The sequence below is a fragment of the Comamonas composti DSM 21721 genome (assembly GCF_000429845.1).
Taxonomy (GTDB): Bacteria; Pseudomonadota; Gammaproteobacteria; order Burkholderiales; family Burkholderiaceae_C; genus Comamonas; species Comamonas composti.
Window position 1 is genome coordinate 157,449 of the sequence record NZ_KE386971.1, and the last position, 14,697, is coordinate 172,145.

General features: G+C 66.2%; 13 protein-coding genes. 6 read left to right on the forward strand and 7 right to left on the reverse strand.

The window, feature by feature from the left end; translation table 11 throughout:
• Positions 1–29: 29 nt before the first annotated feature.
• Positions 30–335, reverse strand: a complete 306-nt coding sequence (locus G486_RS0117675; RefSeq protein ID WP_027016718.1) for a DUF3579 domain-containing protein — start codon at positions 333–335, stop codon at positions 30–32.
• A gap of 263 nt (positions 336–598) precedes the next feature.
• On the opposite strand from G486_RS0117675, the gene G486_RS0117680 reads away from it, so the two are divergent.
• The 5 genes from G486_RS0117680 to G486_RS0117700 all read left to right on the forward strand — a co-directional run bounded on the left by G486_RS0117680 (position 599) and on the right by G486_RS0117700 (position 3,617).
• Positions 599–1,795: an aspartate aminotransferase family protein gene (locus G486_RS0117680; RefSeq protein WP_027016719.1), complete on the forward strand. Its 1,197-nt coding sequence runs from the start codon at positions 599–601 to the stop codon at positions 1,793–1,795.
• A gap of 9 nt (positions 1,796–1,804) precedes the next feature.
• On the forward strand, positions 1,805–2,734 hold the full coding sequence (gene argF / locus G486_RS0117685) for an ornithine carbamoyltransferase (protein ID WP_034388320.1): 930 nt from the start codon (positions 1,805–1,807) through the stop codon (positions 2,732–2,734).
• A complete protein-coding gene (locus G486_RS24360; protein WP_169728620.1) occupies positions 2,731–2,895 on the forward strand; it encodes a hypothetical protein in 165 nt (54 codons plus the stop codon). Before argF ends, G486_RS24360 begins: the two co-directional genes overlap by 4 nt.
• Before the next feature lie 31 nt (positions 2,896–2,926).
• Positions 2,927–3,145, forward strand: a complete 219-nt coding sequence (locus G486_RS0117695) for a hypothetical protein (protein WP_027016721.1) — start codon at positions 2,927–2,929, stop codon at positions 3,143–3,145.
• Positions 3,146–3,266: 121 nt separating this feature from the next.
• On the forward strand, positions 3,267–3,617 hold the full coding sequence (locus G486_RS0117700) for a YkgJ family cysteine cluster protein (RefSeq protein WP_027016722.1): 351 nt from the start codon (positions 3,267–3,269) through the stop codon (positions 3,615–3,617).
• Positions 3,618–3,734: 117 nt separating this feature from the next.
• On the opposite strand, the gene G486_RS0117705 is transcribed toward G486_RS0117700, so the two are convergent.
• The 3 genes from G486_RS0117705 to G486_RS0117715 form a co-directional block, all read right to left on the reverse strand.
• Positions 3,735–4,688, reverse strand: coding sequence for an alpha-E domain-containing protein (locus G486_RS0117705; RefSeq protein WP_027016723.1), 954 nt, complete (start codon positions 4,686–4,688; stop codon positions 3,735–3,737).
• A 29-nt stretch (positions 4,689–4,717) separates the two neighbouring features.
• Positions 4,718–6,181, reverse strand: a complete 1,464-nt coding sequence (locus G486_RS0117710; protein WP_027016724.1) for a circularly permuted type 2 ATP-grasp protein — start codon at positions 6,179–6,181, stop codon at positions 4,718–4,720.
• Positions 6,182–6,303: 122 nt separating this feature from the next.
• On the reverse strand, positions 6,304–8,733 hold the full coding sequence (locus G486_RS0117715) for a ComEC/Rec2 family competence protein (protein ID WP_051303659.1): 2,430 nt from the start codon (positions 8,731–8,733) through the stop codon (positions 6,304–6,306).
• A 364-nt stretch (positions 8,734–9,097) separates the two neighbouring features.
• Here G486_RS0117715 and G486_RS0117720 point away from each other — a divergent pair, with 364 nt between their 5' ends.
• Positions 9,098–9,556, forward strand: coding sequence for a RidA family protein (locus G486_RS0117720; protein ID WP_027016726.1), 459 nt, complete (start codon positions 9,098–9,100; stop codon positions 9,554–9,556).
• 66 nt (positions 9,557–9,622) lie between these two features.
• On the opposite strand, the gene G486_RS22760 is transcribed toward G486_RS0117720, so the two are convergent.
• The 3 genes from G486_RS22760 to G486_RS22765 form a co-directional block, all read right to left on the reverse strand.
• Positions 9,623–11,161 (reverse strand): methyl-accepting chemotaxis protein, encoded by a 1,539-nt coding sequence (locus tag G486_RS22760; protein ID WP_034388384.1) that lies wholly within the window; start codon positions 11,159–11,161, stop codon positions 9,623–9,625.
• 180 nt (positions 11,162–11,341) lie between these two features.
• On the reverse strand, positions 11,342–13,723 hold the full coding sequence (gene parC, locus G486_RS0117730) for a DNA topoisomerase IV subunit A (RefSeq protein WP_027016727.1): 2,382 nt from the start codon (positions 13,721–13,723) through the stop codon (positions 11,342–11,344).
• 35 nt (positions 13,724–13,758) lie between these two features.
• Positions 13,759–14,586, reverse strand: a complete 828-nt coding sequence (locus G486_RS22765; RefSeq protein ID WP_034388386.1) for a lytic transglycosylase domain-containing protein — start codon at positions 14,584–14,586, stop codon at positions 13,759–13,761.
• Positions 14,587–14,697: the final 111 nt, after the last annotated feature.

Consider the following 14,697-nt stretch of genomic DNA (forward strand, 5'->3'; position numbering starts at 1 on the left):
TTGGCATCTACGGCACAGCGCCTGCGGCTTCAGTCCGGCAGCAGGCAGGCCTCGACGACCTGCAGATGGTTGTCCTTGGCGAAGTTCAGGCAGAAGTCCCAGGCCATGGGCTCGTAGTCGCGCAGATCCTGATGCACGACCACGCATTTGACGCCGTTCATGGTCGTGGGAATGCACCAGGGCGAATAGTTGAGATGACTGCCAGGCTGGGCCCCACCAGGACGGAACTGGCTCATCACGCCGGCCAGTCTTTCAGCCCAGTCGCTGGGTCTGAAAGTCTTGCCCTCATGGGTAATGCCCTGTATGAACAGTTCTTTGCTGGAAGGGGAAACCATCAAAATACACGCCCAAAATAGTTAGGGCCTGCTGATGGGATCGCCACCTGCAGGCCGGATGCGGCATTTTATCTCTTGTATAAGAGTGAGTACCCAGCCCCCGAAACTACCCCAGTGCGACGTAGGTTCATTGCATGGCTGTGATGCGAAATCCGCAACGCTCGCCCATGCCGCGCCCTCTAGAATCGGGCTTCGCTGTTTTCAAGGCATCCGAGGCGAACCACCCGGATGCCGTTTACTTTCTCGCAACGGAGATTTCTGCAATGACCGCTTTCATTGAGGCTGCCTCGCCCCACGTGATGAACACCTATGGCCGTTTACCCATCGCCCTGGAGCGAGGCCAAGGCTGCCGCGTGTGGGACGTGAACGGCAAGCAATACCTCGATGCGCTGGGCGGCATTGCCGTGAACACCCTGGGCCACAACCACCCCAAGCTGGTGCCCGCGCTGCAGGAGCAGATCGCCAAGCTGATCCACACCTCCAACTACTACCATGTGCCGGGCCAGGAAGTCCTGGCCAAGCTGCTGACCGAGCGCTCCAAGATGAGCAATGTGTTCTTTTGCAGCACCGGCCTAGAGGCCAACGAGGCGGCCATCAAGATCGCACGCAAGTACGGCGTGGACAAGGGCATTGCCAAGCCCGTGATCGTGGTCTACGAGCATGCGTTCCACGGCCGCTCCATGGCCACCATGACGGCCACCTGCAACCCCAAGGTGCGCAGCGGTTTCGGCCCCCTGCTCGAAGGCTTTCTGCGCGTGCCCGTGAATGACTACGAAGCCCTAGTCAAGGCCACCGAGGCCAACCCCGATGTCGTCGCCGTGTTGATGGAGCCCATCCAGGGCGAGGGCGGCCTGCACCCCATGCGCGTGGAATACATGCAGCAGGTGCGCCAGCTGTGCGATGCCAAGGGCTGGCTCATGATGTTCGACGAAGTCCAGGCCGGCATGGGTCGCACGGGCAAGTGGTTTGCCCACCAGTGGGCGGACATCGTGCCCGACGTCATGACCCTGGCCAAGGGCCTGGGCTCGGGCGTGCCCATCGGCGCCGTGCTTGCCCATGGCGCCGCGGCCGATGTGCTGCAGCCCGGCAACCACGGCTCCACCTTCGGCGGCAACCCCCTGGCCATGCGCGCCGGTGTGGAAACCATCCGCATCATGGAGGAAGAGAACCTGCTGGCCCACGCCACCAAGGTCGGTGCGTACCTGAAGTCCAGGCTGCAGCAGGAACTGGCCGAGGTACAGGGCGTGGTCGAAGTGCGCGGCCAGGGCCTGATCATCGGCATCGAGCTGAACAAGCCCTGCGGTGCGTTGCTGGCGGCGGGCGCCGAGGCCGGCCTGCTGTTCTCGGTGACCTCCGACACCGTGATCCGCCTGGTGCCCGCGCTCATCCTCAGCGAGGCCGAGGCCGACGAGCTCGTGACCAAGCTCAAGCCTCTGATCGTGCAATTCCTGTCTGCCTAAAGGCTCTCCATGCCCCATATCAAGCATTACCTGCAGTTCTCCGACTTCGCGGCCGACGAATACGCCTACCTGCTCGATCGCGCGGCCCTGATCAAGAAAAAGTTCAAGAACTACGAAAAGCACCAGACGCTGACCGACCGCACGCTGGCCATGATCTTCGAGAAGGCCAGCACGCGCACGCGCGTGAGCTTCGAGGCCGGCATGTACCAGCTTGGCGGATCGGTGGTGCATCTGACCACGGGCGACAGCCAGCTGGGCCGCTCCGAGCCGATTGAAGACAGCGCGCGCGTGATCAGCCGCATGACCGACCTGGTCATGATCCGCACCTTCGGCCAGGAGAAGATAGAGCGCTTTGCCCAGCATTCGCGCGTGCCCGTGATCAACGGTCTGACCAACGAGTTCCACCCCTGCCAGATCCTGGCCGACATCTTCACCTTCATCGAGCACCGCGGCCCGATTGCAGGCAAGACCGTGGCCTGGGTCGGGGACGGCAACAACATGGCCAATACCTGGCTGCAGGCCGCCGATCTGCTGGGATTCAGCGTGCACCTGTCCACGCCCAGCGGCTATGAGGTCGACGAGAACCTGGCCTTTGGCGGCAAGACGCCGCGCGCGGGCTGCTACCAGGTCTTCCAGAACCCGCTGGACGCCTGCAAGGACGCCGACCTCGTGACCACCGATGTCTGGACCAGCATGGGCTACGAGGCCGAGAACGAAGCGCGCCGCAAGGCCTTTGCCGACTGGTGCGTGGACGAGGAGATGATGGCCTGCGCCAGAGGCGATGCGCTGTTCATGCACTGCCTGCCCGCACACCGTGGCGAAGAGGTCACGGCCGAAGTCATAGACGGCGCCCAGTCCGTCGTCTGGGACGAGGCAGAAAACAGAATGCACGTGCAAAAGGCGCTCATGGAGTACCTTTTGCTAGGCCGCACGGCATGACATGCCGGGTGGCGGCGCGCCAGCGCCTGCATTCTGTTTCGGTGAAGGCTCATCTGCGCACCGCGCAGGTGAAGCAGCCCCAGGCTGCGTGCCGCAACCAAAACAGCCATGTGCAAAAGGCGCTCATGGAGTACCTGCTGCTGGGCCGCCAGCCCGGCTGATTCAGCACGGGCTCATCTGCATTCACCAACCATGCACTTGAGCCCCGGCACATTCAAACACCGCCTGCAGGCCGCTCGCCCGCAGGCGGTGTTTGCGTTCGGGGCCCATGCCCTGCGCCATCCGCGCATTGCCCGGCATACGCGTGTGCCCTCGGTCTACGGGCCGCGCAGGCGCTTTGCGGCCAGAGTCCAGGCGCTGTACGTGCGCATACACACCTTTTATCTGAAGTTCCTCCAGGGCCACACCTAGTGCCCCGGCCAGGCGCCCTGCCCGTTCGCTGCGGCAGATGCGCGCCTTTCCTGTCGATTCCTGTCCTGGCCGGCCTGCGCTGTTGCGCAGCCCGGCCCGTCGTCGATGGCCTGGAGCTTTCATGTCCCAATCCCTGCACCCCTGTCTGAGCTGCGGAGTCTGCTGCTGCAACTACCGCGTTGAATTCTCCGTCTACGAACTCCAATCCCAGGGCGGTACCGTGCCCGACACCCTGGCCCATGAGGTCAGCGGCAACCGCTGGCGCATGAACGGAACCTCGCACTTTCCCATACGCTGCGTGGCCCTGACCGATTTTTCCGATGGCCACAAGGGCTGCGGCATCTACGAGCAGCGCTCCAGGCCGTGCCGCGACTTTCCGTTCGCCTCCTACGGCTGCCACGACACGCGCAGCAAATACGGCCTGCCCGCGCTCAGCGAGGAGGAGGTGCGGCGCTGGAGCGAGGCCGCATGATGTCTGATATTGATAGCTGCTAGCACTTGCTTCTATTGGTCTTCAGGTACTTTTCTATATGAAACCAAGATGTATCAAGCGCTGGCAGCTATGAAAACATAGATCTCACGACCTTGTTCACTGCATGAGGAAATCCCGGCTGATGCCCAGGCCGAGCACATGCACGCGCTCCAGGAACTGGTTCAGATAGGCGTGCAGGCCCGTGGCCAGAATCTCGTCGATGCGTGCATATTGCAGATCGGCGAGCAATCGCCCGGCCTTGCGCTGGGTGGCGCGCGACTGCGCATGGGCCACGGCCTCAAGGTTGTTCACGACCTCCTGCATGCAGGCCAGCAGGGAGCGCGGCATCTTGCTGCGCAGCATCAGCAGCTCGGCCACGCGCTCGGGCGTGATCACGTCGCGGTAGACCTTGCGGTAGACCTCGAGTGCCGAGACGCTGCGCAGCAGCGCGCTCCAGTGGTAGAAGTCCAGCGGCACGCCCGAGTGCCCGGCCGCTGCGGCCTGGGGCTCATGGGCCAGCGCGTGGAACCTCACATCCAGCAGGCGCGCCGTATTGTCGGCACGCTCCAAAAAGGTGCCCAGGCGCAGAAAGTGGAAGGCCTCGTCCTGGAGCATGGTGCCGTAGCTGACGCCGCGCCACAGGTGCGAGCGGAACTTCACCCATTCGAAGAACCGCGCCGGCTCCCGCGCCCATTCGTCGCCGGCCAGGCGCTTGTCCAGCTCCAGCCAGGTCTGGTTCTGCGTCTCCCAGGCCTCGGCGCTCAGCGCGCCGCGCACCGCGCGTGCGTTCTCGCGCGCGGCGCGCAGGCAGGAGGCAATCGACGAGGGATTGCTCTCATCGCACACCATGAAGTTGAGCACGGCCTCGCGTTCGACCTCGCCCAGAAGCTGGACGTAGGCGGGCATCAGCTCGCTGATGGAGAGCACGCCGCTCCAGATCTGGCGCGCCTGGTCCGCTGGCTGGGGCAGCATGGATGTGTCGTAGCTCACATTGAGCATGCGAGCCGTGTTCTCGGCGCGCTCCGTGTATCGGGACATCCAGTAGAGATGGTCGGCGGTGCGGCTCAGCATGGGCGTGCTCCAGATGATGTCGACGGCATTCAGCGCTCCTGCGTGCTCTGTCCCCGGGCTTCGAGCACCCAGGTGTCCTTGGTGCCCCCGCCCTGGGAGGAGTTGACCACCAGCGAGCCCTGCTGCAGGGCCACGCGCGTCAGCCCGCCCGCGACCATGCGTACATCGCGGCCGCTGAGCACAAAGGGCCGCAGATCCGTGTGCCGGGGAGCCAGCCCCTGGCCGACCAGGGTCGGGCAGGTGGACAAGGCCAGCGTGGGCTGGGCCACATAGGCGTCGGGGCGGGCCTTGATCCTCTGACGGAACGCATCGAGCTCGGCGCGCGTGGCCGCTGGGCCTATGAGCATGCCGTGCCCGCCCGCACCATGGACCTGCTTGACGACGAGCTCATGCAGATGATCCAGCACGTAGCCGAGCTCGTCTCGGTTGCGGCACAGCCAGGTGGGCACGTTCTGCAGCAGCGGCTCCAGCCCCAGGTAGAAGCGAATCATGGCCGGCACATAGGGGTAGATGGATTTGTCGTCGGCCACGCCCGTGCCCGGGGCATTGCAGATAGCCACATTGCCGGCGCGATAGGCGCGCATCAGCCCCGCGCAGCCCAGGCTGGAGTCGGGGCGCAAGACCTCGGGGTCGAGAAAGTCGTCATCCACGCGCCGGTAGATCACGTCCACGCGCTTGAGCCCGCGCGTGGTGCGCATGTAGACCACGTTCTTGCTGACCAGCAGATCCTGGCCCTCGACCAGCTCCACCCCCATTTGCTGTGCGAGGAACGCATGCTCGAAATAGGCGCTGTTGTACATGCCCGGGGTGAGCAGCACCACCGTGGGCTCGTGCACGCCGGGCGGCGCGCTCGCACGCAGGGTCTCCAGCAGCATGTCGGGGTAGTGCGCCACGGGCGCGACCGCATGGCGCAGGAACAGCTCGGGAAACAGGCGCATCATCATGCGCCGGTTCTCCAGCATGTAGGACACGCCCGAGGGCACACGCAGATTGTCCTCCAGCACATGGAACACGCCCTGCCCTGCGGCATCGCCCACGCGCACCAGGTCGATGCCCGCAATGTGCGCATACCGGCCATGGGGCACCTGCAAGTCCTGCATCTCGGGCCGGTACTGGCTGTTGCCCCGGATCAGCGCCCCGGGCATCAGGCCTGCACGCACGATCTCCTGGCCGTGGTAAATGTCCTGCAAAAAGCGGTTGAGCGCCGTCACGCGCTGCACCAGCCCCTCCTGCAGCAGCTGCCACTCGTGGGCAGGAATGATGCGCGGCACCAGATCGAAAGGAATCAGCCTTTCCGTGCCCGCCGCATCCTCGTCCTTTTCCCCGTGCACGGCGAACGTAATGCCCACGCGGCGGAAAATGAGCTCCGCCTCGGCGCTGCGCGCCCGCAGCCACTCGGGCGGCTGGTCTTGCAGCCACTGCGCATAGTCACGGTAATGCGCGCGCACCTGTGCGCCATCAGGCGCGGCATACATCTCGTCAAACGCAAGCATTCCTCATCTCCCTTCGTATCGCCTCACCTGGCGCTGAAGCTGCAGACCAGCTCTTGCTGGCCAAACTAGTTTGGCCAGAAATTCTGCAAATTGATAGCACGCTCATCAAGCTCCTCCTGGCCTCAAGGCCTGTGCAAATCCCAGTAACGCGCGGAAAGCTGGCGCTCGCAGCCCATGTCCCGTGGCCGCTCCGAAGACCAGTGCGCGGCTCCGCAGCGCGATGACTGCACCACCGCCGTCCCCTGGTCCTCATAACGCTGCACGACCTCGGCCACCGGGTGGCCGTAGCGGTTGCGATAGCCGGCCTGGATCACGGCCCAGCGCGGCCTCAGCGCCCGCACCCAGCCGGGGCTGGACGAAGTGCGGCTGCCGTGGTGCGGCACCAGCAGCCAGTCCACGGGCTGCAGGCGGCCGGCCCTGAGCAGCGCGCTCTCCTGCGCGGCTTGCAGATCACCGGCCATCAGGGCCACAGCGCCGCTGCCAGCCCGCAGCCGCAGCACGCAGCTGCCCGCATTCGAGCTGGGGCGTCCCAGCTCCGGGGACCAGGCGGCGGGCGGGTGCAGGACCTCGAACTCCACCCCATCCCACTGCCAGCGCTGCCCGGCCTCGCAGCGCCTCACCGGGGCCAGCCCAGCGAGGGCCGGTTCGCCGATCACCGAATCCGATCCCCAGACCTGCGCTGCCGGCTGACTCGCATGCAGGGCCAGGGCTGCGCCCGTATGGTCGCTGTCCCTGTGGCTCAGCCAGAGCGCATCCAGCCTCACGCCCAGGGACTGGAGCAGGGGCAGGATCACGCGCTCGCCCGCATTCGACTGCGCACCATGCGAGGGCCCGGCGTCATAGAGCAGATCATGTGCGGCCGTGCGCACCAGCACCGCATTGCCCTGGCCTATGTCCACGGCCAGCAGCTCGAACTCCCCGAGCCTGGGCCTGGCCAGAGGCCACCACAGCGCAGGCAGGCACAAGACCAGCCCCCACAGGCGCCAGGTGCGCGGCCAGGGCGCGACCAGGGCCAGCCCGCCTGCAATCGCCACGAGGCTGATGCCCAGCGGCGGCTGGGGCAGGTACAGCACGGCCCAGGCCCAGCCGTCAAGCAGACGCAGCAAACCGTCCAGCGGCACCAGCGCCAGGGCCGCAGCCCCCCACAGCGGCGAGCACAGGGCGCCCAGCAAGGCCAGGGGCGTGACCACCAGCGTCACCCAGGGAATCGCCAGCAGATTCGCCAGCAGCCCGGCCAGCGACATCTGGCCGAACAGCAGCAGGCCCAGCGGCGCCAGCGCCGTGGAGATGCGCGCCTGCTCGGTCCACAGCCGCCAGGCTTTGTGCGCCAACGCAGGCCTGAGCTCATCGCGGCCTGGGCCATCGGTGGCAAACAGCACGCCCACGGCCACAAAGCTCAGCCAGAAGCCCGCCTGCCACAGCGCCCAGGGATCGGCGATCACCACCACGGCCAGGGCCGTGCACCAGACCGCAGGCCAGGGCCAGCGCAAGCCCAGAGCCCGCAGCAGGCCCACCGTGGCCAGCATGCACAGCGTGCGCTGGGCCGGCACGCCCCAGCCACTGAACAGCGCATAGCCTGCCGCCAGGAGCACGCCGCCCACCAGGGCCGCCAGCGGCGCCGGGCAGCACAGGCAGGCACGCGCGCTCAAGCGCCACACCCGCCTCAGCAGTTGCGCGGCCAGCCAGGCGAACAAGGTGATGTGCAGGCCCGAGATACTCATCAGATGGGCCACGCCGGTATGGCGAAACAGCGCCCAGTCATCTCGGCTGATGGCCTGCTGATCGCCCATGGCCAGCGCGGCGACCACGCCCAGAAGGCGCGCGGCCCGCGCTTCGTCGCCGCCGGTCCACGACTGCAGGCCGGCGCTGCCTGCAAGAATCGCCGCGCGCATCTGCTGGCGCCAGCGCTGCACGCGGTAGGCCGGGGTGGATGCGAGCAGCCGCGCCGGCGGACGCTCGCGCACATAGCCCGTGGCCTGCACGCCCTGCTCCCACTGCCAGAGCTCGTAATCGAAACCATGGGGATTGCGTGCGCCATGCACGCGCTTGAGCCGCAGCGTGAAAAGCCAGCGCTGCCCGGGGCGCAGCTCTTCATGCCCGGCCCCGGCATCCAGGGCCCCGGCCTGGGATGCGCGCGGCGCATACCAGGCAACGTCGATCAGCTCGGGAAACGCCGCCAGAGGCAGGCTCCGCCCGTCGCGCCAGACCTGCTCCACGGCCAGCCGCCAGCGCTGGCCTTGCTCGCCCACCTGGGGCAGGGAGGCCACCAGGCCCTGCACCTGCAAATCCTGCCCCTCAAGCTGCGCGGGCAGGATGCGGGCGGCAAAGCTCTGGGCGCGCCAGCCGCTCATGCCCGCGACCAGCAAGCCTGCAGCCAGGGCCCAGCACAGGGCCTGCACGGCCCGGCCCGAGTGCCGCCACGGCCTCAGCACCAGGCCGCCCAGCAGGCCGGCCCCCAGCAGCATCTGCAGCAGATAGGCGGCTGCGGGCCAGAGCCCGCCCTGACAGACCTGCCAGCCCGCACCAGCCACGGCTCCAAGCGCTGCTGCCATGCCTCTGGACGGCACGAAACGAGGTGCAAGAGCAGGCCCGGCAGCGGTCATGCCCTCATGCTAGCGCTGCCACCGGGCGCGCAGTGGCAGCGCTATCCCTGATGTCCTGACCCGGGGCTTCAGAATTAAAAAACCATGATTTTCATAGCTATTAGCGCTTGATACATAACACTTTCAAGCTATTTAGTGTCTGAAATCGAATAGGGGAAAGCGGTAGCAGCTACTGTTTCAGAAGTACCGCTTGAGAAGCTGTCCAGAACCTCTGCGCGCCACGAGCAGGACCATCGTCTGCAGCCGTGCCTGCCTGTGTCACACTGCCCGGCGTTGCGGCATCCACCGCATGACCACATTCAAAGGAGAATCCATGAGCGTTTACGACCAACTCAAAGCCCTGAACATAGAACTGCCCCCGCTGGCCATTCCCGCAGCCGCCTACGTGCCTTACGTGCAAAGCGGCAAGCAGGTCTTTCTGAGCGGCCACATCGCGCGCAAGGACGGCAAGCCCTGGGCCGGCAAGCTGGGCCTGGACATGCAGACCGCCGAAGGCCAGAGCGCGGCCCGCGCCATCGCCATCGACCTGATGGGCACATTGCAGCATGCGGCAGGCGGCGATCTCAGCCGCGTGCGCCGCATCGTCAAGCTCATGTGCCTGGTCAATTCCACGCAGGACTTCACGGAGCAGCACCTGGTGGCCAACGGCTGCAGCGAACTGCTGGGCCAGGTGTTCGGCGAACGCGGCACCCATGCGCGCAGCGCCTTTGGCGTGGCCCAGAACCCCATGGGCGCCTGCGTGGAAATCGATCTGGTGGCCGAGCTCGACTAAGAACGTGCCCACGATCTCCTCGCGGCGCGCCTGCGTAGAGATCTTGAACACGTTCTAAGCCCGGACTCAGGCCGTCTTGAACACGGCCACGCTGGCCATCAGCTGCTGGGCCTGGTCTCTCAGGCTCTGGGCCGCAGCCGCGCTTTGCTCGACCAGGGCCGCGTTCTGCTGGGTCATGCGATCGAGCTCGCTCACGGCCTGGTTCACCTGGCTGACCCCGGTGCTCTGCTCGCCCGAGACCGCCGTGATTTCACCGATCATGGCGGTGACGCGCGACACCGACTCCACGATCTCGCTCATGGTCTGCCCGGCCTGCTGCACCAGGCGCGCCCCGCCTTCGACGCGCACCTCGGATGCGCTGATCAACTGCTTGCTCTCCTTGGCGGCCTCGGCGCTGCGCTGGGCCAGGCTGCGCACCTCGGCGGCGACCACTGCAAACCCCTTGCCCAGCTCGCCTGCACGCGCGGCCTCGACCGCGGCATTCAGCGCCAGGATGTTCGTCTGAAAGGCAATCGAGTCGATCACGCCGATGATGTCCGAGATCTTGCGGCTGCTCTCGTTGATGCCCTGCATGGTCTCGACCACCTGGGCCACGACCTCGCCGCCATGTCTTGCAACCGCCGAAGCGCCTTCGGCCAGGCTGCTGGCCTGGCGGGCGCTGTCCGCGCTTTGCTGCAACGTGCTGGTGAACTCCTCCATGGCAGCGGCGGTCTGCTGCAGATTGCTCGAAGTCTGCTCGGTGCGCGTGGACAGGTCCTGATTGCCGGAGGCGATCTCGGTGCTGGCCAGCGCAATGCGGTCGGTGCTGGAGCGCACCTGCTGCACCATGGCCGACAAGGCCTCGCACATCGCATACAGCGAGCGCAGCAGATCGCCGAACTCATCGGTGCGCCTCACCTGCTGCCTGGCGCTCAAGTCTCCCTGGGCGATACGCGCGGCCAAGGCCTGCGCCTGGGCCAGAGGCGCCTGGATGCTGCCGATCAGAAAATAAGCACCCATCACGATGGCCAACAGCAAAGCGGCCACGGCCATGGCCGCCAGCTTGACGGTCAGCAGACGCTCCACCGCCATCTCCTGCGCGCTGACCTGTGCGGCCTGCTGCTGCATCTGCACGAACTCCTGGAGCGTCTTTAGATAGGCGACCACGGCCGGATCGTAGGACTGCCTGACCAGGCTCACGGCCTCTTCATGCAGGCCCTGAGCCTTGAGCTCGCGTGCCTTGCCACGCAAGTCGATCATGGTCTTGCGGGCCGCTGCAATCTTTTCCATCTGCAGCCGGTCGGCCTGGTTCAAGGCCATGGCTTCCAGGGATTTCTGCACCTCGGTGATGCGCGCCGTGGTCTCGGCGATCGCGGACTTGAACTCATCCTCGACCACGGGATCACTGCTCACGACCAGCGCCTTGGTGCGCACGGCATTGGTCTCGGTCAGCCCCATCCAGCGCACGGCGGCATCCACGCGCACGCCCATTTCGGCGGCCTTGGCATTCGACACCGTCTGCACCGAGGCCGACCTGTAGCCCGCCATGCCCAGCACGGCGACCAAGGCCGCAACAATCGCGAACACGGCCAGCCACAGCTTTTGCACCATGCGAATTCGCAGCATTCCCGTCTCCCAAAGCCAATACCGCCATGGTGACAAACTTTGAGATTCGGAAAAGCCCAAAAACCGCCGGAATCCTGCTCCAGTTCACGCGAGTCGCGACCCGGCCTCGGAACGTGTCCACGGCCGCTGCGCTGCGGCAGCGCCGCAGAGCGCGTCAACGCGCGCTCTGCCGCAGGGCGCTTACTCCACGCGCGTCACGCTTTGCGGCTTGAAGCCCAGGTCGGCAGCCTTGCCCTTGCGCCCGCGCACTCCGCGCGCATTGTTGAGACTGCGAATTTCCAGGGTTTCGCTGCGCGCCTTGCCGCCGCGCCCCAGGCCGTCCAGGCGGATGCTGCGCGTATAGGCGGCCGCACCGGCCAGGCTGTCCTTGTCTTCGAGGCCCAGCAGCATCAGGCCGCGCCCGCCCTTGGGCATGGCCTTGAGCTCGGCGATCTCGAACGTGAGAATGCGCCCGCCCACGGAAGCGCAAACCACATGCGTGGCCGCCAGCAAAAGGCCGGCGCCCTGCTCCCCGTCCTGGGGCTCGGCACGCGCCCCCATGGGCACGCCCAGAACCACCGAGGGCGCGCAAGGCGTCTCGGCTTCCCCCAGGCTGATGAAGGCCTTGCCGGCCTTCTGGCGCGAGACCATGTCGCCCACCTGGGCCAGAAAGCCATAGCCGCCCGAGCCCGAAAGCAGCAGCTGCGTGCTCTCGGCGCCTGCGAAGTAGTAGAGGATCTGCGTGCCGGCTTCGAGCTCGATCAAGGTGGTCACGGGCTGGCCGTCGCCGCGCCCTCCGGGCAGCTGGGACACGGGCACCGAGTACACGCGGCCGTTGCTGCCGAAGGCCAGCAGCTGGTCCACGGTGCGGCATTCGAAGATGCCGTGCAGGCTGTCGCCGGCCTTGAAGCTCAGCGTGGCCGCATCCACGCCATGGCCCTGGCGCGTGCGCACCCAACCCTTGTCGGAGATGATGACCGTGGCGGGCTCGTCCACCACCCTGACCTCGGCCACGACCTTTTTCTCCTCCTGGATCAGCGTGCGGCGCGCATCGGCAAACTGCTTGGCATCGGCCTCGATCTCCTTGCAGATCAGGCGGCGCAGCGCGCTGTCGCTGCCCAGAATGTCTTCGAGCCTGGCCTGCTCGGTGCGCAACTCCTTGAGCTCCTGCTCGATCTTGATGGCCTCCAGGCGCGCCAGCTGGCGCAGGCGGATTTCCAGAATGTCCTCGGCCTGGCGCTCGGACAGCTTGAAGGCATCGATCAGCGCCTGCTTGGGCTCATCGCTGGCGCGGATGATGGCGATCACCTTGTCGATATTGAGCAGCACGGCCTGGCGGCCTTCGAGGATGTGGATGCGGTCCAACACCTTCTCCAGCCTGTGCTGGCTGCGGCGCGTGACCGTGGTCTGACGAAACGCTATCCACTCCTCCAGCATCTGGCGCAGGCTTTTCTGCACGGGCCGACCATCAAGGCCGATCATGGTCAGGTTGATGGAGCTCGACGACTCCAGGCTGGTGCGGGCCAGCAGCGCCGTGATCAGCTCCTGCTGCGGCACCTTGCCGGTCTTGGGCTCGAAGACCAGGCGCACGGGCGCATCCTTGCTGGACTCGTCGCGCACGCCGTCGAGCACGGCCAGCATGCTGGCCTTGAGCTGGGTCTGCTCCTGGCTCAGCGCCTTCTTGCCGGTCTTGACCTTGGGATTGGTGATGTCCTCGATTTCCTCGAGCACCTTCTGCGCCGAGACGCCGGGCGGCAGCTCGGTGACCACCATCTGCCACTGGCCACGCGCGAGCTCCTCCATTTTCCAGCGCGCACGCAGCTTGAGGCTGCCGCGGCCCGTGCGGTAGGCATCGCGGATGTCCGAGCTGCTGCTGATGATCTGGCCGCCGCCCGGATAGTCGGGGCCGGGAATCAGCGCGAACAAGTCCTCGTCCGAGAGCTGGGGCTTCTTGATCAGCGCCAGGCAGGCATCGGCCACTTCGCGCAGATTGTGGCTGGGGATTTCCGTGGCTAGGCCCACGGCAATGCCGCTGGCGCCGTTGAGCAGCGAAAACGGCAGGCGCGCCGGCAACTGCTGGGGCTCGGAGGTCGAGCCGTCGTAGTTGGGCACGAAGTCCACCGTGCCCATGTCGATCTCGTCGAGCAGCAGACTGGTGATCCTGGACAGCCGCGCCTCGGTGTAGCGCATGGCCGCTGCGCCGTCACCGTCACGGCTGCCGAAGTTGCCCTGGCCATCGACCAGCGGGTAGCGCTGGTTGAAGTCCTGGGCCATGCGCACCAGCGCGTCATAGGCCGACTGGTCGCCATGGGGGTGGAAGCGCCCCAGCACATCGCCGACCACGCGCGCGCTCTTCACGGGCTTGGCCGCCTGGTTGCGGCTGGGTCCGCCATAGCTGAGGCCCATGCGGTCCATCGCATAGAGAATGCGCCGCTGCACGGGCTTGAGCCCGTCGCTGACATCGGGCAGGGCCCGGCCCTTGACCACCGACAGCGCATATTCCAGATAGGCGCGTTGCGCGTACTGACCCAGATCCAGGGCATCGCCCGTTGATGCCAACTCCAGCGTGGTTTGATCGCTCATAAAAACCTGATCTCAAAAAATACGGTGAATACGGCTCAGTGCAGCAGCGCAGCGCCGTCAGGCGGCGCGGCCCGCAGCGTCATGCGCAGGCGCCCTCCAGATGCGGCCTTCGTCACCGCCCTGGCATTCAGGCCGCCGGCCTGCAACTGCTCATAAATCCCCAGCACGGCCTTCACATAGTTGCGAGTTTCCCGAAACGGGGGAATGGCCTGGCCCGCACGCTGCACCGCGCCTTCTCCGGCGTTGTAGGCCGCCAGCACCAGGTCCAGCCGGTCCGGGAACAGACCTATCAAATAGTTCAGATAGCGTGCCCCTGCGGACACGTTGACGCCGGGATCGGCCAGTTGCTGCTCCAGGCTGCGCTGCTGGCTTGCAGCCACGCCAAAGCGCTGGGCCGTGGCCGGCATGAGCTGCATCAGGCCGACCGCGCCCCTGGGCGAGACGGCCTGGGCATCGAAGCCCGACTCCACGGCGATCACGGCCTTGAGCAGGTCGTAGTCCACGCCCGTGTTGTCGGCCGCCCTGCGCAAATGCTCGCGCACGCTTTTGTAGCGCGGCGAGATATCGAAAAAGCTCTGCATGCGCGTGCGCGCCCGAAGCTGCTCGCCGGCATCGTCATCGCGCCCGGGCTGCAACCCTGGCGCGCTGCTGTCATAGACAGCGCCGCGAAAGTACAGCTTGTAGCGCTCGTCCAGGGCCTCGCCCGCGAAATGCGTGACCCCGGCCTCGTCCACAAAGGCCCACAGGTCGGCATGGGCCATGCCCATGAGCGCCCAGGTCAAGCCCATGGCAAAACCCAGGCGCTGCAGCAGACGCCGCAAAGCCGCGCCCGCATGGCCTGTACCTGAAGTCACGCACTGCATCATGCCGGCCAGCCCCTCACCCCAGCCCTCGCCCCAAAGGGGCGAGGGAGCAAGTCCAGGGGCGCTGCGCACAAAACCGGCGTGGCCCAAAGCAGGGGGCTGCGAGCAAGG